At 64.1% G+C, this 22,505-nt stretch carries 1 protein-coding gene; it reads right to left on the reverse strand.

The features are described 5' to 3' along the window. Window positions 1-387: 387 nt before the first annotated feature. The gene (locus V5E97_RS15255) at window positions 388-21,255 is read right to left on the reverse strand and encodes an SdrD B-like domain-containing protein (RefSeq protein ID WP_406700164.1); all 20,868 of its coding nucleotides are present in this window, start codon (window positions 21,253-21,255) and stop codon (window positions 388-390) included. Window positions 21,256-22,505: the final 1,250 nt, after the last annotated feature.

The raw sequence follows: 22,505 nt of genomic DNA on the forward strand, positions 1-22,505 counted from the left end.
GTTGCGGATTCGATGTAGCCCGGGTCGCGGTCGTCGACGATGGTCTGTCCGAGCAGGCTGTCGATGCTCCGGATCTGGTTGTTCTCGAGGAAGGCCCAACGCAACGAGGTCAGGTCGGCGAGTGGGTCGGTGGACTTCACGTCGTTGTCGGCAATCGACAGGTATTCCAGCTCGGTCTTGCCGGCCAGGGGGGCCAGGCTCAACTCGGGGCGGAAGCCCACGCGGGTGATGTTGATCCGGTCGCCGTAGCCGCGGACGACGAACTTGCTGATCGGCACGCCGCCGAAGAGTGCCGATACGTCAAATCGCCCGACGCCATTGAGCCGGATGGTACCGAGCGTGACGTCAGGAACGCCCGGGGTGCTGATCGGGGACGGCTTAAAGGCTTCAAGGATGAACTCGTTGGCAATTGCGTTGCCATTCGTGTCGTCCGAGGTTGCGAGTTCGAAGTAGACCTGGGTGGCCGGTGATCGGAGTAGGTCGGGGCCCGTGGCGGGCAGGATGCCAGTGCTTGAGAATGGGCCATTGGCCGCCCGCGGGGTCGCCGGTAAAGACGAACGTAAGCTCCTCAGTGCCGTCGAGTCTCGTGGCGATTTGGCCTCCGGAGACACCCAACCCGGTCGTTCCAACACTCAACGCCGCCGAGCCGGTGACCCCAACACTCAACGACGCCGAGCCGGTGACGGTCAGACCCGAGGCGACCAAGGCCTGCGGGTTCCCGGTGCCCACTGCAGTGAAGTCGACGAACCGTCGCGGGGCATTGCCGTTGAAGCTCAGCCATTTCAGAGTATTTAGCTTGCTGAGGTCGTCGAGGTTGTAGACCGTCGGGTAGAAGAATGCGGCCCCTGGTCCAGTGAAGGCTGTGGGCGTGGCGTCGAGGACCAAGTTGGTTCCGATGGTGGAAAGCTGGCCGGTGCGGCCGGTGAGGCCGTCGAGGCTGAGGAATCGGGGATCGCGAAGTCGCGCCAGTGGGGCGAGCGGCCCCTGGGTGGTCTTCTGGGGATCTGTTTGAGTCTCAATGCTTTGATTTGGACTGGCGATGAGGGGATTGTAGTCTAGGTCGAGGTAGTGCAAGCTGCGCAGGCCGAGTTCGCCATGGGTCTCACGGGACGGGCGAATGCCCGGCTCGAAGAGCGAGATGTCGGCGATCTGGTTGCCCGCCAGTGCCAGAAACTCGAGATTGACCGCGTAGTCGATTCCCCTCAATGCGAGCTTGCGGGGATAGGTAAAGAAGTCGTTGGCGCTCGGGTCCGACTTGTAGTTATCCGGATCAAGGAGGAGATCTGTCAGGCCGAGGAAGCTAGCGTCGAGTTCGACGAGCTGAGTCAGGTCGGAGGCGCGGAGCGGTCGCTGGGCGCGGAAGGCGGTGTTGGTTCCGCCCGGCAGGACGTACTCGACGGCCAGGTTGAGCGCCTGGGCCACCTTGGTCTCGAGGGCAATGCTGTTGAAGACCACGACAAAGTCATCGGGCCTGGCGACCTCGAAATACTCCTCTCCGGCACGTGGATTCGAAGCGATGTCGCCGAAAGTCCCGGTTTGGAAGTCGCGAATCTCGATGTTTTCACCCCGGAACACGTCGATGCCGAAGCCGTCTCCGCCGTAGAGGCGGTCGAGATAGTTGCCCCCCTCGATGTAGTCGTTGTCCTTGCCGCCGCGGATCTCGTCCCGATCAGAAGGTGCGTCGGCATCGCCCAACTTGGGAGGGGAAAATTCGAGGTTGAAGTTGAAGCCCGCCGTGCGATTGTAGTCCCGCTCGTACAAGGGATGACTCGGCTCCTCAAATGGGTCGTAGACCCGGATGATGTAGTCACCGGCGTCGAAGCTTCGAGTGTCGATGATGGCCAGGCCCTGAGCAAACCGGCGCCCTTCCAGGTTGTAGACGTCGGCAACGAAGCCGGTGCGACGGTCGGTTTGAACCTCAACTCGAGTTGAATTCGGGTCGGCCAGGTTGGGCAAGGGCAGGGCGAGCGTGGCACCATCGGTCGCTCCACCTTTAATCCGGAACGAGAGGCGGGTCATGCCCGCGGCGAGTGCCTGCCGCACGGCTTCGCTGAGGTCAATCCTGAGCGTCTGCGCCGTGCCGGCCGTGTAGGAAGCGGTCACGGTCGGGAAGTGCTGGGCGGTGGTCGCGGCCGAATCGGCCATCGGGAAAATGCCGTTGGCCAGACGATCGGCTTCGCGGTCGAGCAACTCGACGATGATCGTGCCGGCGGCCGTCGGGGTGCCGATCGGCAAGAAGAGCGAGAACGCCGAGATCAGGCCAACTTCCTCAATGAGTCCGAGGAAGCGCGAGAGGTCGACGTCGATCGCGGCATACTTTTTCAGACTGCCGTTGATTTCGAGGTTCGACACACCCGTTCTGGGGGCCATGTCGATAAAGCTCATTGAGCCGAGGGGGATCGGCTGCTCCGAAACCTTCTGATTGGCTGGGAAGTTATCCTGGCGGAGCTGCACCGACGAGTTCAGAGTAGGCCGCGCTGGTCTCGAGATATTGAGCGTGTCATTGTTCTCCATCAAGACGCGGATCTGATTGCCGATCTGGCCGTCGCCCAGGGTGGAGAAGCGAAACCATTTCTCGGTCTCGTCGCCCGTCAGAGTCCCAGGCTCACGGACGGTCTCTCCGGTGGGTGGATCGACAAGGAAGAGCCCGCTGCCGGGGACATCTCGGTTGGTGATGTACGGGCCCGCATTGGGCACCGAGAAGAGCCGCGGGTCGCCGTAGAGGACGTAGACTCGGCCGGCGTCACCGGTCAGCTTGGCCGTGGCCACATCGGCTCGTGGGGCACCCACGAGCAAGTCGTCGATCCGGTCGCCGTCGAGGTCCATGCCCGGGGTCAGCGGCATCACACCAAACTGGTCGTCAAGGCCCTCGCCGGTCAGTGTCGCGTCGGCCGCGGCGGCGAGCCCAACGATGCGATTCGCCAGGTCGAGGCGGGCGGCTCGGATGTCTTGCGAGACGCGCATTCGAGTTGGGCTGGCCGTCGAGTTCGAGTAGTAGACGTAGGTCTTGTTCTGCGTCGGGTCACCGACGACCAAATCGGTCCGGCCGTCGCCGTCGAAGTCACCTGCGGTAGCTTGTAGCGTGCCGCTGCCGGAGGACCCCCGATTGACCTCGAACAGACCGACGTTCAAGAGCGAGGTTGGGGATAACCCGGCACCTGGCGCTACGGCTGTGAACCGTGTTCTCCCTCGCTTAGCGGCCAGGGTGCTCGCGGCGTAGTCGGGGGACCCAGCGACGATTGAAAGCCCGTCGGTTTGGCCTGCGATCGTGGTGTTGAAGCTACGTGCGAAGGCGAGTTCGGCGTAGCCATCTTTGTTGGTGTCGCCCACAGTGTAGACACCGGCACCCAGGCCGCGCTGTTCCCAGATGAAGTCAGCGGCGAACGCATTGGCGTCGCCCGAGTCGAGGAAGATGGCATCGGCCGTTGTCGAGGTGTTTCGATCCCGACCCATGACGAGATAGACGCGGCCGATGTTCCCGTTGGTTGCGTCGGCGGCGAAAATGGGATTCGCCACCAGGATGTCTTCATAACCATCGCCATTGACGTCGCCGGCGACGACGGCCGTGAGACCTGTGTAGCTCACCGAGGGACCTGCGGTCGCGTCTTTGCGGAGCTCGAACTCAGGGGTCGGGTTGTTCCCATTGGCAATGTCGCGGCCCGAGTAGAGCAAGCCGATGACACCCGAGGCCATGGTCGACGAGCGACTGATGATGAAGATGTCGCCAAAGCCGTCCTTGTCCCAGTTGACGACGTAGGCGTCCAGGCTGGCGAGTCCGTCGCTGGCGGCGCTGGCGAAGCCAGCTGGCAGGGTGATCTTGCGGATCGAATCGGACACTGCGACCGTGGCCGACACGCCCGAGCCGGCCCCTCCGTTAGCGAAGCTGAGGGTCGGGCTCGAAGTGTACCCGCTCCCCCCCGCGAGGAGCTTGAGGTTCGTGACGTGGCCGGCGATCACGTCGAAGGTACCGGATGCTCCGCTGCCCCCTCCGCCCGAGAAGATCAGCGCGTAGTTCGTGCCGTTGGTGTAGTTGCTCCCTGCGTTGCTCAGCGTGAGTGTTGACACCTGGGCTGTGGCGTCGGAAAGCTGATTGATCGAACGGGGCAGGCCTATGGAGCCGAAGAGGATGTTGACCTCATAGTCCGCGCCGTTCTTTCGGAGGAAGACCAGATCGGTGCGGGCACGGCGGTCCGCATCGAGACCATCGGTGCTGCTGGTCGTGGGCGGGGGGATTATCACGGTGCGGTTGTTGGTCAGGCCGCCGATGTTCCCCTGGGTGCGGGCAGGGCGGCCGAGGCCGGCTCCCACCAGAATCTCAGCGCGACCCTGGATGCGGTAGAACGGCAACGACGTCTCACGCGCCAAGTCCGTGCCGAACGGAACGACGAACGACCAATCCTCACCCCGGACGCGCAGGTCTTTGATGCCTGGTGTGTTACTGCTATTGTCGAACTCGCCGGTCTCGACCCGGTAGAGCGTACTCGGATCGACCGGCCCCAACAAAATGTAGCTGGCTCCGGCCTCGCCACTGACGAGAAAGTCGTTGAATCCGTCCCCGTTGAGGTCGCCAATCTGCTCGACCAGACCGAGGCGATCATTGTCGGCGAGGCCCTCCAACGCGAACGAGTCGGCGAGATTTGTGGTGGCGGTTGCGGAGGAGGGCAAGCTGACGCCGGCCGGCTTGACGGGGATGACCAGAGAGCCGGTCAGGTCGTCGGCGAACGAGTGGTCGATCCGTGCGCCGGGCTTCGGTGCGGGCTGGAGTCCCTGGTAGTCGGGTGTCCCCTTGAGCAGTGTCGAAGTTCGGCTGAGTTGGGTTTCGGTGCCCTGGGCCGGGTGGCTGGCGTCGGTGTAGTAGCGATTGCCGTAGAGGTAGTCTTCGCCGTCGCCTCCCTCGATGTGGTCGTCACCTTCGCCGCCCGCGATGTAGTCGTTGCCATTCTCTCCGAAGATCAGGTCGTCGTTGGCCGACCCGAAGAGCATGTCGTCGCCGTCGCCACCGAAGATCTCGATTTGAGCGAAGGCCTGGGCTCGAGCTTGAACGTCGCCCCGAGCGATCCCCCAGGTCTCTTCGCCGATGGTATGCCCGGCATCGGCGTGGACGATGTCGGCGCCACCACGGGTGTTGATGACGGTTCGGTTGATGTCACGGGTGCGGAAGAACGCATACTTCTGGAGGAATTGGCCGTCACTCCCCCGGACGTACTCTCCCTTGGGGACGGTGGCACCGGTCGACGGGTCGACGTAGGTCCCTTCGTCCCAGACGAGGCTGGTCATCTTCTGCCGCTGGAGGAATCGGTCATAGCCCAAGGCGACGTAGTCGCTGATCAGCCATGAGTTGGTGTCGTTCGGATTCACCCGGTCGCCGCCGAGGAAGAGGACACGGTTGTCCCCCGCGCCGCCGACGAAGAGGTCGGCCGAAGCGGGGTCGCCGGGGCGGCCGGTGGCCGGATTGATCGGGAGCCAGTCGGGCATCACCTGGAAGATGTCGTCGCCGTCACCGCCGAAAATCAGGTCTTCGGCCTGGCGGTCAGGGCCGCCGGTGAGGACGTCGTTGCCGGCGCCTCCGAAGATCCAATCTTCGCCCGAGCCCCCGGAGAGGGAATCGTTTCCTGTGCCGCCGAGGATCACGTCACGACGATCTGAGCCAGCAGGTGTGGAGAGGTCACGGGTCACGTGCCCGGCGAGATCAAGCGAGCCGAGTGTGGCTCGGGTGTTCGGTGCGAAGAGCTCATAGCTCAGTGGATAGGTCGCTGGAGTGGAGGTGGTGGCGGGACGGCTGACGCTCGGCCCGGTGATCTTTAGCCAGTAAGTGCCGGCAAAGAGTCCCTCGAGGTCGAGCAGTCCGTCGGCCAGCGCCGAGGTCCGTGCCTCGCGCAAAGTCCGTCCGGAGGTGTCGATCAGTTCGAGTCGGACCGCGTCAGCCGAGTTACCCGAATGAATGGCGAGCAGGTCGCCCGCAACGGCATCGGTCGCGAGCGTCAACTGGAACCAGTTGGCCGAGCCGGCCGTGGGCAATGAGAGCTCGCCCAACCGGCCGAGCAGGCTCACCGGCGGCAGGTTGTACGCCGTTGCCTGGGTTGTATTCCCTCGAACGACCTGTTCGAGCGTCGCCAGGATATCGAACGAGACGGGAGCCGCTGCGGGTGTGCCGGCGGTACCATTGTAGACCTCGCTCTTGAGACTGTCGCCGTCGTCGGGCCCCTTCACACGCACGAAGTAGGTGCCCGCGCCCAGGCCCGCCAGCCCGAGTGACGCGATGGAACCGTAAATCGCCTCAGCCGAGTTAAGGAGCACGGCGATACCGGTCGAAGGATCGAGCCGAAGCAACTCGGCCAGGAAGCGCGTGTCGGCCGAGCGGACCGAGCCGTTGGGGATCGAGGCTCGCACCTGCACCGCGGCGCTACGCGCGGCCGGAGAATTCAAGGTGAAGGTAAACCAGTCTGCGTCGGCTTCGCTCGTCAGTGTCCCCGGACCGATCCAGCGCGGCAGTCCCCCAGCGGCGAGCGGGAAGGCGGTGGCCTGAGTCGAGTTGCCCGACACCGTGGGCAGACTGAAATGCGGTACCAGTCGGTAGCGGGTTTGCGTGCCGGTTACCTTCACCCAGTAGTCGCCCGCCGTCTGGCCGTTCAGGCTCAGACTCGCTTTCTTCACGCCCAACACGGTATCGAGCACGGCCGACTGAGGTGTGCCGACCTGTGTGGCCACTCCATTGATCGACTGGAACAGGACGAACGTGAACGAGCCGTCGATGTTGGAGGCTTCCAGATCGATACCACTGCCCGCGCCCATCGTTCCGTTGAGGGTGAATCGGAACCAGTCGGTATCGGCGTCGGACCGCAGCGTGAGGCCGTTAACCTCGGCGCGGCGGTCGATGGCGGTGACCTGGAAGGCGGACTCGGGCGTGTCGTTCGTCTCAGCCAGATCCGTGGTGGCCGAAAGCGCGAACTCGAGCCGATAGTCGGTCGTCACTCCGCCAACCGAGACGATCTTGAGGCGGTACGGCGTATTCGGGGCCAACCCGGAGATGCCCAGAGTTTTCAGATCGAGGTAAGCAACGCCCAAACCGTCGGGTGTCAGGTCGGCCGTTTGGCTTCCCAGCAATGCGCCCTGAGCGCCTAAGGCGTCGAGAGCGTAGAGGCTTACGGAAAGCCGGAGGTTTTGCTTGGGGGTCAGCGGCACGACACGAACGAGGTCGCCGCGGACAACCGGCTGAGTGAGCGTGAAGGCATACCAGTCGGGGTCGGACGGTTCGTTGAGTCCGACGGGACCGGTGGCGCTATCGATCGTCAGGCCGTTGAAACGGGTTGATCCGTTGATCGGACCGAGGCTGTAGGCATGGCCGAACGTGTCATTCCGTTCCGCGAGCCGGCCGGGGCCGGTGCCTGTCCCTTCAGTACGGTCGGGGAGGAAAGCACGTTGCGGGTCAATGGTCACCTTGTCGTTGCCCGCGCCGGCATCGATCCAGACCGTTTTTTGCACCGTCTCGTTCACGTGGATGGTGTCGTCACCCCCCAACGCGTCGATCAGGATTGCCAAGAAATCGGCCTCGGGGGGCAGTAAGGCCCCGATCCCGACGATTGGCGTGGTGCGGCCCTGACCACCGAGTCGCTCAGAAGCGAGGTTTCGCCAGTCGTCGGGGGCGAGCGGGGTTAACTGCCCGGTCTCTCGGTCGTAGCTGTAGGCCAGTCCCTCGGCGTCGTAGAAGGCGTCATTGGCCGAGATCTTGTCGGCCCCCGTTGCGGTGTCGACGGGAGCGAACTGGCCGAAGCGGAACTTGATCGTATCGCTGCCAGCCTGCCGGACCCGGATGAAGTGGCGCCCAAAGAAGTCACTGTAAGGGTCGGTGTCATATCCGACGTCGACGGTCTCCGCCGCTTCGCTGAGACCGACGTACCAGACCCGGTCAGTCGACTTGGCGTAGGATTTCCACTGATCGTCCTGAGAGAGACCGTCCTCAGTACCGACGAACGGAGTGCCGTGGCGGGTGATGATCTGGTCGCCGTTGACACCACCGCCACCATTTCCGTAGAGGAAATCCAGGCCGGTTCCGCCATACAGCATGTCGGACCGGGCCGGGTTGTTCGCCCCGAGCATCCGGTTCAACCCAGTGTCTTCAAGACGATAAGTCAGGTCGAGGTCGGTAGCACCGGAGGTGCCGACGGCGAACCGGAGCTGGTAGCCGATTGAGCCGCTGAACGCCGATGGGGTGCTGCCGTAGCGGACCCTCAGTTCGTAGTCGCCGGCCACCAGTCCCGCGAGGTCGAATACACCGGTCGCGGTTGAGCCATTCGCGGGTGCCGCGACTGTGAGGGTGCGGACCTTGACGCCCCCCTTGTAGAGCTCGATGATCTGGTCGCCGAAGGCCGCGCTGAAGCGGTCCAGCGCGATCGTGTCCGTCGCTAGTCCGGCACGAGGCAGGTTGAACCGGAAGCGGTCGACCTGAGCGGCCGCATCCGTGGCCAGGCCAGTAATCTTCCTGAGACTGGTGACACCGGAAGTGCCGGGGATCAGGGAGAGCGCGGCGTTGAGGTCGACGTCCTTGGTCGTGTCGTCGTGGAGAACTCCCTGGGCGTCGATGAAGACGCCAAAGAGGAGGCCGAGTGCCGGGTCGCGCGACCAGGCGTACAGATCGTTACTGCCTTGGCCGCCGATCAAGTCATCGGCCCCTGCGCCCGCGAAGAGGCGGTCGTGATCGGTGAGTGGGTCGCCGTTGAAGAAGTCGCCCCAGATTCGGTCGTCACCCGCGAAGCCGTAGAGGTTGTCGCTCCCGGGCCCGCCGTCGATGCGATCTCGCCCTGGGGTGCCTAAGATCGTGTCGTTACCCGGGCCGCCACTGAGCACCGCGAGCCAGGGTTGGCCCGGTGTGTTTTGCACGAGCTGGGTGATCGTCGCCGACCGAAGGTCGACGGAGAGAAGGTCGTCGCCCATGAGACCCGAAATCTGGATCTGCTCGACCTTCGGGACCTGGCCGGGGCCGCCCCGCCAGTCGATCGTCAGGTTACGTGACCGGACGTCGGCGGGAGCGCCGTCGCGGGTCGATTGATAAGAGACGTCGAGCTGCCCGGTGACCGGATTCTCGGTCACCCGGATCGTGTCATTGCGGAAGAACTGGCCGGGGACGATTGTCTTGTCCCCTTCGATCAGCATGACGTCGACGGCATCGTCGAGGGAGGTGAAGTCGTTGGGGGCATTTCCATGGTGGCCGTCGACGACGTCGAGCGAGTTGGCAACGCCATTGGTGAAGTAGCGGCTGTCGACGTCGACCACGAGGATATCGGCGGCGGAGCCACCATAGAGGGTGTCGCTCCCCCCCATTCCCTCGAGCCAGTCGCCGTCCTGGCCCCCCCAGAGTTGGTCGTTCCCACCGCCGCCGAAGATCTGGTCCTGACCCAGCCCGCCGAGTAGGGTGTCAGCCGCGCCCACCACTCCGGAATTGGTTCCCCGGGCGTAGAGCGGCCCCTCAAGATAATCGCCGTGCAGGTAGTCGGCGCCGGCGCCGCCGAAGAGGAGGTCGCGACGGAGATTGCCATAGAGGTTGTCCCCATCCTCATCGCCTCGCAACTCGTCGCCGAACAGCGTGGCCTCGACGGCTCCCTCATAGGTTGAGGCATAGGCATACAAGGTGTCGTAGCCGGAACCGCCCCAGAGCCGCTGTCCTTCCTGAACGCCGTTGCTGCCGGAGTCGCCGAACAGGAGGTCGTCGCCCTCCATGCCGTAAATCTGGTCGATCCCCTCGCCGCCTCGGATCACGTCGTTGTTCTTGCCGCCTCGGATCACGTCATCGCCGTCGCTGCCACGGAGTGCGTCGTCTGAGAGACCGCCGTCGACGTAGTCATCGCCGGCGCCTGCGTCGATGAAATCGACCTCACCGCCGCCGAACAGCCAGTCGGTGTCATTGCCACCGAAGATCTGGTCGCGGCCGTCACCGGGAGCGCCATTGACGGGCGAGCGGCCGTCGACCGAGATGTTCAGCAGGTCGACCGGAGTAATCCGCGGAGCATTGTACGTCTGTGATCGCCCGAGTAACGCCTCGGCCTCGGCTTTAGCCGCCGCGAAGCCGGGAGGAAGCACGAGCGCGGCATCGGCGAATCGGAGGAGCCAGGAGAACGTGGAACCGGGGTTCGCCTCCCACGAAGCCACGGCATCTTCTGGCCGACCGCCCCAGATCAGGTCGCGGCCGCCGTCGCCGGAGAGGAGGTCATCACCTGCGTCGCCGACGATCAGGTCATCGCCGTCGCCCCCGGAGACCGTGTCATTCCCGAGGCCCGCGAGGACCGTGTCGTTGCCGGCGCCGGCGTCGATGAGGTCGTAACCGGCTCCCGAGACGATGAGGTCCTGGCCGGCCCCCCCGGTGATCGTGTCGTGACCGGAACCGGTGGTAATCCGGTCGCTGGCCGACCCGGTCGTGACCCGATTATCACCGTTGCCGGCCTGGATCAGGTTGCCCCCCTCCGCGCTGCCGTTGCCGACGGTAATCACATCGTTACCACCACCGGTGGTGATCGTGTTTGCGCCGTCGCCGGTGGTCACAACGTTTCGGCCGTCGCCAGCGTCGATCGTCTTGCGACCATGGCCGGTGGTAATCGTGTCGTCGCCCGTGCCGGTGGTGATCGAGTCGATCCCGAGGCCGGTGGTAATGACGTTGTTCCCCCCTCCCGCCACGATCGTGTTATCGCCCGCCCCGCCGGCGATTGTGTCGTGGCCGGAGCCGGTGGTGATCCGGTCGTTCGCCGACCCGGCCGTGACCCAGTTGTTGCCGTCGCCGGCCTGGATCAGATTGCCCCCGCCGGGTCCGCCGTTGCCGACGATAATCGTGTCATTGCCGATTCCAGTGACGATCGTGTTCGTGCCGTCACCGGTGGTCACGACGTTCCGGCCGTCGCCGGCGTTGATCGTCTTGCGGCCGTGGCCGGTCGTGATCGTGTCATCGCCCGAGAGGGTCAGGATCGAGTCGATCCCGAGGCCGGTGGTGATGACGTTGTTCCCCTCGCCCGCCACGATCGTGTTGTCGCCATCACCGGCGCGGATCCGGTCATTGCCGGAGCCGGTGGTGATCCGGTCGGCGCCCGAACCGCTGGTGACGTCGTTATTGCCGGCGCCGGCGTCGATCAAGTTATTCCCATGGCCAGCATCAATGACATCGTTGCCCGAGCCGGCGACGATGGTGTCGTCCCCGATCCCTGCGATGATCGTGTTGTCGCCGTTGCCGGCGTCGATGTCATTGTTGCCGGCGCGGGCATCGATCCAATCGGAGCCGACGCCCGTGCGAATGATGTCGCGGCCAAGGTCGCCATAAATCCGGTCGGCATGGTCCTCGGCGGTCCCGGGGGCGGTCCCTGCGCCTTCAAGGTCGCCGAAGACGGTATTGATGTCGGCGGCGGAGCCGCCGCCGCTGGCATTGCGGCCCGCAAAGATCGTGTCGCGGCCCCAGCCACCGACGAGGTAATCGCTCCCGGCTCCGCCGTAAATGGTGTCGTTCCCCGCACCACCGTAGAGAGAATCGGCGTCGTCGCCTCCGTAGATCGAGTCGGAGTGATCGGCCTGATTGCCTGGTCCCACGGCATTGAGATTGACGAGGTCGCCGTAGATCGTGTGTGGTTCGCCGAGGACGGCCGGGGAGCCGTCGGACCCGCCCGCGTAGAGCGAGTCGCGGCCCCAGCCACCGATCAGGGTATCGGATCCGCTTCCACCGTAGACCGTGTCGTTGCCGTCGCCGGCGTCGATCAGGTCATTGCCGCCGCCGCCATCGATCCAGTCATTCCCGGCGCCAGCGTAGACAACGTCAGCCCCCTGGCCGGTATCGATCCGGTCATTGCCTCCGGCGCCGTAGATGGTGTCGTTGCCCCGGTTGCCGTAAATCTCATTGTCATCGTTGCCCGAGAGCCCGGAGACGCTAGAACCATTGACAATGGCCAGGCCGCCAACGATAAGGTCGTTGCCGTAACCGCCATCGAGGACGTCATAGCCCTCGCCACCGATGAGGACGTCATCCCCCTCAAGGCCGTCGAGTCGGTCGCCACCGAGGCCCCCCTCGAGCCTGTCGTTGCCATAGCCGCCAGCGAGCACGTCGTCCCCGTCCTGGCCGAGCAGCGTATCGTCACCGTCGTCGCCGTAGAGTTGATCGGCATCGTTGCCCCCCTCAAGGCGATCGTGGCCCAGCCCGCCTCGGATCAGGTCGCGACCGGCATCGCCGGCAAGCACGTCGTCCCCGTCGCCTCCGAGCAGCGTGTCGTCGCCTGATCCGCCGGACATGGTGGCCGGGCCGGCGCCAGCGGCCAGGACGTCATTCCCCTCGCCTCCCTCGAACACCGTGCGACCGGCCCCCGAGGTGAGCCGGTCGTTCCCCGATCCACCGCGGAGGGTGGCGTCAAGGACGATCCCCTCGTGGAGCGTGATCACGTCATCACCGTCGCCGCCGTCGGCGTCAATTCTGGCAACGCCCGTGTAAGTCTCGGTCTTCCCGTTCGACTCGACGATCACCGAGTCACTGGTCAGCCCGGAGCGAAGCAAGAACCGATCGGCGTTTGCCGTGGAGTTGATTCGGAGCGTGCCCCCTTCGACTCGCGCCAGTGACGGCGGTGGTCCGGCGGGCCGGGCCAGGGAGAAGTCGAACAGGGTCACCTCGGCGAATCGCTTCTCGGCGTTGAGCACGGTCACGTAGCCAAACGGCGTCTTGAAGCCGATTTTGACGTAGGCGATCAAAGCGGCGAAGAACTTGCCGCTGACGTCGAAGATGTGGAGCGGGCCAAGGTCGAAGTTGGATGCGATCTCGTCGAACCGGACCTTACCGTCATTGTCGTTGTCGTGGAGATCGAAGTAGACGTCGAGGAAGACACCGCCGCCGACACCGACTCGGGCCACCGCCACGTTGATCTCGGCCGCCGCCGTCAGCGCTCCGGAGAGCACGAGCTCGGGCACGTCGGTTCCCGTGCCGTCGGCGTTCGCTCGGTCGCTGATATAAAACCCTTCGGCAATTGCGCCAGGGTTGGCGTAGCCCCCCGCGGCATAGTGCCGTAAGCCCTTGGTGTCGAAGCCGAAGGCGAAGTCGGCCGTGGCACCAATCGATCCCGTGATCCTCGCCCCGAGCGGGCCGATGATCGGGAAGAACTGGCTGTACTCGAACTTGAAACCAAGCGCGGGCATGTCGTAGGTGAAGAGTGTGGCGTCCTGGCCCAAGAGCAGGGCGAACGCACTCGCCGGATTCTCGAGGATTGGGAAGCTGAAGGCGCCGCCGCTGATGTCCGTGGCGGTGGTAAAGGTGGTCGACAGCTCGGGCTGAGTGGCGATCTGCGACTTGATCGCGGAATAGTTGGAGGCAAAAATCTGCGACGGCATGAGCTGGCCGGCCGCCGCGGAATTGCGGGCGAGTTTGCCATCGACCGTGAATGAGCCGAGGTCGACCCAGAGATCGCCGGTGCTCGAGGAGAGGCGGTTGGCAAGCGTGTTGATGTCATTGACCGCTTCGATGAAGTCGGCGGTCTGGTCGTAGCCGAAGACCCGGGCCAGGTCGAGCAGAGTCACCGTTCCGGCGAGGTCGGAGATCACCGGGAGCGGCGACGTCAGCACTTGGAGAATCGGTTGGATCGGGTCGAGTGCCCGCTTGATGTTGGTGACGACCGGCGCGAGGAAGTCGCTGAAGAAGCTTCCGAGGCTGAGCTGGATGGCGCTGAAACGGACGTCGGGTGCGCCGCCGAACTGGGCCGTGTCGGTACGGGTGCTCGCGTTGTTGAAACCCCAGTCGACATCGAGCGTCGTGCGCATCCTCGGGAACTGCGCCGAGCCGCCGAAGCTAGTGATGAGGTTCAGCCCGACATCGACGCTGCCGGTGAATGTTGCGCCGAGCCCGAGGCTGGCGGGGGAGGCCAGGTCGCGAAGTCGGACGCGGCCTCCGGCCCCCGGGGTGATGTCGACGGCGAACGTGCCCTGCGCGAACGCGTGGTCGTTGACCACGTCGAGCTGAAGAAATCCGAGCTTGCCGGTAGCCGTGGCTCCCGCGGCGAGCTCGGCCCGCACCGTCAGCGTCAGGTCATCGGTTTTCGCCGGGTTGAACTGGAAGTAAACGCCGTCATTGCGGTCGATTCCGACGCTGAGGTCAAACCCGAAGCTGGATGTGAGCGTGACCCCCGAGTTGTTCAGCCCGAGATTCAGGCCAGGCAGGCCGAGGTCGAAGTCCAGGTTGCTGGCGACGGCCGCGGTTCCTCCCAGTTTCAAGTTGAACTGGACATGGTCGGTGTCGCTCACGAGTCCGACGTCGTTGATGTTGATCTGACCGTTGTTATCCGTGTCGCGGAGGAAGCCCAGGTCGTTGAGCGCGGTGAACAAGGTCTGGCGAAGGAAGGCGGCCGCGTCGTTGCGGACAAGGCCGCCGACGCTCAGATTGCCTGTGACGGCCTGCCGCAGGTCGGCAACGAAGGACGCGGCGTGGGCGAGGTTGCCGCCGATGATCGGCAGCTTAACCTTGCCGAGCACGTCGGAGGTGAGGGTTCTTTCGATCAAGGCGAACAGGCCGTCCCAGCCGTCGACGAACGCCCCGAGGTTTGAGGTCAGGTCGAAGCCCGCGTTGGCGAAGTTCGGGGTCGTCAGGGTGGTGGAGCCGGTTACGTTGCCGAGGTCGAGCACGGCCAAGGTGATCGGCCCGAGCGCCTGCGATTCTGTGGGGAAGAATGTCGGCAGATTGGCCGCGACAGCGCCAACGATCGTGAAGGAGGTGCCCGCTGAGCCGAGCCCTTCCAGGGAGATCCGCCCGTCGCCGTCCGGGTCGTTCCACCGTGCTGTGAACCTTGCCGGTGTGGTCAACGGACCCGACCCGTCCGCGTCGAGTGCCACGGTCCCATTCTTGAGGAACACTCCGAACGGCCCGAGCGCTGCGGACATGGTCACGGGTGCCGTGTTGCGGGCTGAGGCCGTGAGTGAGAACGACGTGCCACCGGTGTAGAAGAAGGGCCGGGGATTATTCGGGTCGGTGAGGTCGATCCCGAGGTCGAGGTTGAGCTGCGCCCCGGCCGAGACCTGAAGCGCTGCCTGGGCGCGGGCGTCGACCAGGCGGCCGAGTCCCTTGCTCGACAGGTCGAGGTCGAGCCCGAGCTGCTTCGAGACCGATCGACCGAATGCGAGCTGGATCCGAAGCACCTTGCCGTCGAGTCTGAGCGTCAGGTCGGCCGGGGCCAATCCCAGAGCCTGCTCCATCGCAGTCTCGAGCGTCTGCAGTGAGGAGGATGCCTTACTTCGGAGCGAGTCGAGCGTGGCGCCGAGGTTATCGGCAAATGCCAGGAGCTCGGGCAGGCTCTTGTTCAAGACCGGCAGCTTGGCCCCCAGGAACGCTCCTTGTTCCAGGCTGGCGAGGAAGGTGACGAGCTGGCGGAGCGAGGCGAGGATGCCGGGGGAGAAGACCTCGTCGCCGGTAATCTTGCCGTCGTTGTCGGAGTCATTGGCCACCAGCCCGAGGTCGGCCGTCGCCGACGAGCCCGCCACGGCGGCCAGCGAGAACGTCAACGCGCCGACGGTGGTATCGGTCGCGACGAATCGGCGGCCCTCACGGTCGATCTCGAAGAGAACCTTGCCGGCCGTCGCCTCTCGAATGGCCCGCAACACGTCGCCCACGGTCCGGCTGCCGTCGAGGTTGATCCGATGGACGGTTCCGTCCCGTCTCCTGATGATCAAATCGTCCTGGCCCGCGGTGATCCTGACGCCCGAGCCGTCGTTGAGAGCGCTGAGGGCTGTCTCCTCGGTCATGCCGGCGACCGATAGCCCGCGGAACTGGAGGACCGGGTCTAGGCCCTGGTAGTAGACACGCAGGCCGTTCGGGTCAAGCGCATTGGCCCAGACGCCGACGATTCGCGGGTCCTGACCGAGACTCAGACCGTTGATGGAGGATGTCAGCACGACTGGAAATTCGAACCCGGCCGAAATGGCGACGGTCGGCGGGTTGAGCACCGCATCAATGTCGCCGCCGGACAGTTCGGAGAGGAAGATCCGGCCGTCGTTGCTCACGATCCCTGGGTCTTTCAGGGTGACGTTGACACTGGCGAATGCGGAGGCTTGACCGTTGACCACACTCAGGGCGACCATGCCGAGCCGGGCCTCGGCGTCGACGTCGTCGGCCCGCACATCGATCGTGGCGTGGAAGGCGGCATCGCGGATATAGAGCCGATCGGCCAGCGTCTGGCCGTGGAGTGCGGCACCATTGATGAGCCCGTCACCGTCGAGATCGCGACCGATCAGGCCGAGCCCAAACGCGGCGCGTGAGCCGTTGGCCGCACTCACCTCGAAGGTCGCGACCGGGGAACCGGTGGGCACCAGGGTCAGGTCAGTGAGGTCGAGGCCGGTCCCTGTCGCGTTGATCGCCACCTGCACGCGGGGCACACCGGCAAGCACCGACGCCTGTCTGATCCGCGTGATAATGTCCCCCACGGTCGTCGCGCCGCGGAGGTCGACGAGGAACGAGGCCGAGCCATTGCTGAGTTTCACCTGGAGGTGGTTGGCGAACCCCCCTTCGATGACGACTCCCTTACCGGCGTTGAGCGCCGAGAGCAACGTGGCCGTTGTGAGTGCGAAGCCTTCTCCCAGTGGCTTCAGCTCAATGCCGACCGTGAACCCGCCGCCGACCGTCGCGCCGACGCTGACCGTGCTGGACGTCTTCACACCGCCGAGGTTACCCAGGTTGGCACCGAGGTCGATGGTCCGGGTGCCGAGGTCGATCCTGGTCTCGAACGAACTGACGCGGAACGTCAGCTCGCGGCTCGTCGGGTTGTAATCGGCGGTGACGGCCGTGCCCAGGGCGCTGCTGAGCAGCGACATCATTTCCTGGATCGTTCCGAAGTTTAGCCCGTCGACTTCCTGCACCGCACCGAAGCCAAACGCCTGAGCGCCTTCGATCCGGATGGCATTGATCTCGGGACCGGTGGCAACCAGGGCGATCTTGCCGCCGCTTGCGACGGCGGTGAGCTTGCCGGCGAGCGGAGATGAGTTCAGGGCGGCGGCCAGTGCGCCCCGCAGGTCGTCGGCGAGGTCCAGGAGGCTATTGTTGTTGGCGGTGACCGACCTGGGCACGCTGAACGTGACCACCTTGTCGCCGTTGAGAGTCAACGTGATCGTGGAGTCGGCGTTGATCTTCACGCCGCCGGGGGGGAGTCCGTCCGCGGTCAGGCGGACATTGGTCACCGGGCCGGCGATCGCCTTTTGGAAGGCATCGCCCACCGCGAAGCCCTTGCCCAGCCCGAGGTTCGCCCAGGGGATGTTCTGATTGAGCAGGTCGGCGGTGCTGAGATTCGACAGCGAATTGGCCAGGGAACCGATTGCCGAACTGAGGCTCTGGGGGGTGAGGAGCTCGAACATCCCGAGGCTGGAAACGTATTTGGCGTCTGGCTTGACCTCGGGGTCCTCACCGTCATAAATGTCACCGGAGCCGGTCTCGGCGCACTCGTCGATCACGAGTGCAGGTGGCAGTCCCGGCACAGTGAAACCGCCGAGCGTGACGATGAGCGGGAAGTTTCCCGTAAGGCAACCCTCGGCCTCCACGTCGAACAGGTCGCCGATCGACGACTTCATGAAGTCGCCGATCGTGGTGGGATTGCCGTTGTTGAGTGTGACGTCGGTCGTGGCGTCGAGATGAAGTTCGCCGTTCGTGATCGTTGCGCCGACGATCCCCGCCTTGGCGTTCCCTGAAATGTTCGTGGCGTCGGCGTCGATCACCCCGTGCAGTTGATGAAGCTGGACGAAGAAGAAATCTTCCCAGGGGACGTCGCAGTCGGTGTTGAATCCGATCGTGAAGTTCAGGTCAAGTGTCGCGGTCGCGATGACGTGCGGCTTGGTCGGGAACGTGATGCCGTACTTCTCGGCCTTCGACCCCAGGTTCACATCCGTGATATAAGTGCCAACGGCATGAATCTGAAGGTTGTAGAAGAGCTGTTCCTTGTCCGGCGAATAGCCATATCCCCCCGAGCCGATGTTGACGTTGTAGGTGAAGTTGCCGATCACGCGGCTGAGCGTTTTGAGGTGCTCGGCAATCGCCTTGGAGGATGCCTCGGGATCCTGATTCAGGAAGGTCTTGAGCGGAATGACAATGTTTTTATCAATGGCATCCTTGATGTTGAGCAGGCCGCCGAGCGTGACCGGCTTCTCCAGGCCGGTGACTGGGTCGGTCTCGGTGATCCCGGGGAGCGGGACGGCGTTCTCGGCCTGATTGCCGAGCGCTTCCATCCGATCGGCGAAGTCTTCCACGGCGTGGATAACCCGCTCGACCGACAGCGGGAGACGCTCGCCGAAGTCGACGCCGGTGACCGTCTGACCGGCGGCGAGCGTCACCAGTCGAGCTCCCGCGGGAGTCCCGACGGTCGGCGCGGGAGCCGTCTGAACCCAGCAATCTTCCTCGAGGCTGGCGACCGCGTACGTGCCGGCGGCCAGACCGGAGAAGGTGTAGGAGCCGTCGGGGTTGGTGACCGTGGTGGGCTCGTTCGCGTCAAGCTGGCCGTCAGAGTCGAGGTCGAGATAGACGGTCCATCCCCCTAGGCCGGCCTCGTCGGCGTCGCGGACGCCGTTCTTGGTATCGTCGCGCCAGATCAAGCCACGGATCTGGCCGTTGGCGAGTTGCTCGGCGGGCAGCGCAATCATGTCGATGTGGGCTTCGGCGGGGTCGGTGGCGGTGGCCGAGGCCACGATCCGGCCGATCGCCGTGTTGAACGCGGCGGCGATCTTGGCGTTACCGACCACGACGTGTTCGATTCGCGTACCGGCCGGTGTATTCAAATGGAACTTCAGAAGCAGGTCGAGAAACTTCTGCTCAGCGGCCGAGAGTGCGGTGCCGGGGCTGGCCGTGCGGGCATTCACGAACACCTGGAGATCGAACGCCATGCCCGCCTGATGGCCGCCGTGGGGGGAGGGCGTGGACGACCCTGCGTTCACACTCAGCCGATTCAAGATGATCGGGTCGGTGACGCCGGCCACGCGGGCGGCGCGGGCTCCGTTGCGGATCGTGTCGCGGACCCAGCTCGTGGCAAATAGAGGGGCGCCCGCGGCGGTGGTGAAGTCGCCCGCCTGGAGCGGGCCGTTCAGAAGGCCCCATGTCGGGGCCTGGGGTACGTTGGCCCAGGCCCTCGCTCCGGCGCTCAGCGAGCCTGATGGCGAGTAGTCCGTGGCGGCCACGGCCGCGTTGAAGAGGCCGGTGGCGTGCTGCGTGAGCGGGCCGACGATACCGTCGACCACGAGCTGGTCGCCGTTGACGTCAGGGAACCCGAGCCAGCGGAGTCGCTGTTGCTGGCGGAGAATCTCAAGCGTGCTTGCCTCCGGGTGCAACGCGGACGGCCCCTGGCCCGAGGCGCCGGCAAGCACGCGGAGGTCGAGCGTCTGCGGTACACCGTCCACGGTGAAACGCACACGGAGCCGCCCTTGGAAGCCTCGATCGGTCGATGAACCGTCTTGTGGCAGACCGTCCTCAGTCCCCGGAGCGAGGTAGAACCGGCCCGTCTGCGAGAACGGATGGAGCTCGCCGTCGACCCGCTCCGAGAAGATCACGAACCCAGCCCCGATAGCGCCGGCGGTCAGAAGCCAATCGCGTCGGCCGACATTGATTGTTGCCGTAAGTGGAGTGGCCGTGGAACCGTCGGCCGAGACCAGGTCGAACCCGCTCAGCACATAGACGAGGCCACTCGGCATGACGTCGCGAAGGTCGACGGCGAGCACATCGCCGCTCCGGCCCCCCGCCTCGAATCGGAGGTTATCGACATGCACGACCGCGCCGACTGCCGCGCCCCCTTCGATCTGGAACCGGATCCCGGCGGCGCTCCCCTTCAAGTTGTCGGGTAGGGCGAGTCGCTGAGTGACAAAGGCACTATCGGTCTGATTAAGTGCGACCCGGCCGAGGAGTGTCGCGCCAAGGTAGACGGCAAGTTGATCGTCGGCGTCAGAGCTGACCCGCTTCACGTCGAACGCAAGCATCGATGAGCCGGTCGGCACCACTTGCGCGAGGTGGCTTCGCTGGGGCCCGGTCGCGGAAAGGAGAAGAAAGGCGTTGGAACCCGCGGTGCCGATCGGGGCCACTCCCGAGCCCGGTGCCGACCATCCGGGGAGGAAACCACCGGTGCCGACCGAGTTGAAATCACCGTTGACCACCTCTTGCGACGACCAGAGTGGTGCGGAGTGCTGGGCCGTGAAGTCCGCGGCTGCGGTGGTCGCGCCGGTGAATCCGATCGCGGCCAGACCAGCTAGTTTGACCACACCGGTGTCTGGATTGACGAGCGTCGGATTCGAGAAGATGTGGCTCTGCGTCAGTCCCGTTGACGTCGTGAAGAACGTAGGCAGACCCCGCACGCCCCCTGCGATTCGGCTGAGCGCGAAGCCGCGGTTGGTGACAGCCGTATTGACGACCGACTCGAGATAGGCTGCACGGGGCTGCTGGTGTCCCGGCAGGTTACTAATGAACGAGGAGCCGGGGAGGTAGGAGTTGAACGCGCCAGGGATCGGGCGGCCGGAGGGGGTTGCCGTCGTCTGGTAATACGCGTCGGCGAACTCGACATTGGACCAGACAACCGCGCCGTAGCCGCCCTGTGGACCGCCGGTCGCGAGCCCTTGCAGGCCGTCCACGGCGAGTACTCCGCCGGCCGAGTCGGGTCCCTGGTCGAAGTCGTGCGGGTCGAGGAAGGTTTCCTGGTCGACATTGATGCCGAATCGAGCCATGCGTTCGACGGCCTCGCTGACGACAACGGCGCCCGTGCCCTCGCCGATGAGGTGCAATGGCGCCCCCGTGCCGGTCGCCGGATTGATCAGGCCGAGCCGCGTCATTAGGGCCGTCAGCCCGTCACCGGCCGCCTGAGCGACGCCCCCCGCAGCCTGTCGCGAGACGGCCCCCCAGTCGTAGACCAGCACGAGCTCACCCGATGCCGGACCACCGAGAGTCGGTAGGGTCGATCGGCCTGCGTCCACCATATCGACGCCGTTGAGTGCGTTATGGTCGACAAGCCAGGCACCCCCCGTTGCCCCGTTCGCCGCGTCAGCGCGCGTGCGCACTGCGGCCCCCAGGTCATAGAGCGCGTTCGCTCCGGCGTCGTCAGCCGCATAGTCGTGTACGAGAATCGTCGCCCCGGTTATCGAGACCGGCTGGAGACTGGCGACGAGTTGATCGAGCGTCAGATCGCCAGTGAGGACGATTCGCTGTTCCAGGGCTTCGATCGCGCCAAGCCTCACTCTTCGACGGTGGTTCCAGGTGGCCTTTCGCAACAGTTCCGTCGCTCGCGACGTGCGGTTTCGTCGAGTCTTCATCGGAGGACACTCCATGGTGCAGTTGCGAAAGGCCCCGGGTTGGCCTCCGGGAAAGGCGACCGGCAACGGTTTCAGAGGCACTCTAGAAACCGGAAAACGTCGTGTCGGCCGTCCCGATCTCAAGCAAACGCAAGAGATTGAGCGGCTCGTTCGAATAGCGAGCAGACAAATCGAGCAATGTGGAAACCGCTGAGATGAAACTCCGTTGGTTCATCTCAATAGGCGGACGACCATCGTCCCGAGGGTGGTCCAGTCACCTCGATAAGACACGAGGCAACCGCCGAGCTAGAGCGAGGAATGTAACCGATGAGAAGTTGGCGTTTTTCGAGATTGTGATGTGTGGATTATTAGAACGCAGTTTAGTCGCGGTATCATGGGGTAAATCCTCTACGTACTTAAGGCGAGCAAGGATTCGTTTATCGGATTGTATTTCTTCGTCGTCGAAGAGATTGGTCTTCTAGGACCATCAAAATTAGAGCGTACTAGATCGGATTATTGTTATCAATGGGTTTGGTGTCGACTCGCGCAATATTTCGTAGTAGGCCATCCACGTGCCTTCGAGAACAAGGGATCATCATTGATGAGTTTATCGTACTTGTGGGATCGTATTTTGTTGCTGTGCGTAATTCTGGCAATTTGAATGGATTAGGGTGCTTAGATTCAACTGGGGCGAACAGCGATCGATATTCAGGTCCCAGGGATTGACAAAGGACGATGACGCTGTGTCCGCATCAAACAAGCTAGTTATTGATTTCTGTATTATCCTGTGCGTGAATTATAAGAAAAATGGATGCAATGTCCGGTCGCTATCGCAATGAACAAGGGCCGGTGCTGACGCTGTGGAACACTTCGGCGGATCAGTTTGACTGCGGAGTCCGTCGTCCCTGTTCTTCTCGTCGATTGATTCAGTTTGAAGGACCTTCAGTGCTACGTTGTGGACAGAGGCTAGATAACAATGCGAAAAATCGGGTCCGCGCGCCTCATCGCCCGAAAGATTATTTCGATCGTCCCTACCAATGGGTCATGTCACGCACCGTGAGGACCGACCCATTTCGACGTAATGCCAGTGGCCGTCAGCGATTGACCTCGCTGAGCCGAGAATCGTCGCGGTGCCCGCGGCCAACAGCCCGGCCAAATTGCGGAGCCTGGTCTGATCGGCCTCCGGAGTCGAGTGCATCTCGGTGGCGGTTGCGATGTGGCCTTGCGCATCTGACGGCAGATCAGCCACTTATCGTGGACCCCGGAATTTG

It is taken from the genome of Singulisphaera photorubra (genome assembly GCF_045290345.1).
GTDB lineage: Bacteria > Planctomycetota > Planctomycetia > Isosphaerales > Isosphaeraceae > Singulisphaera.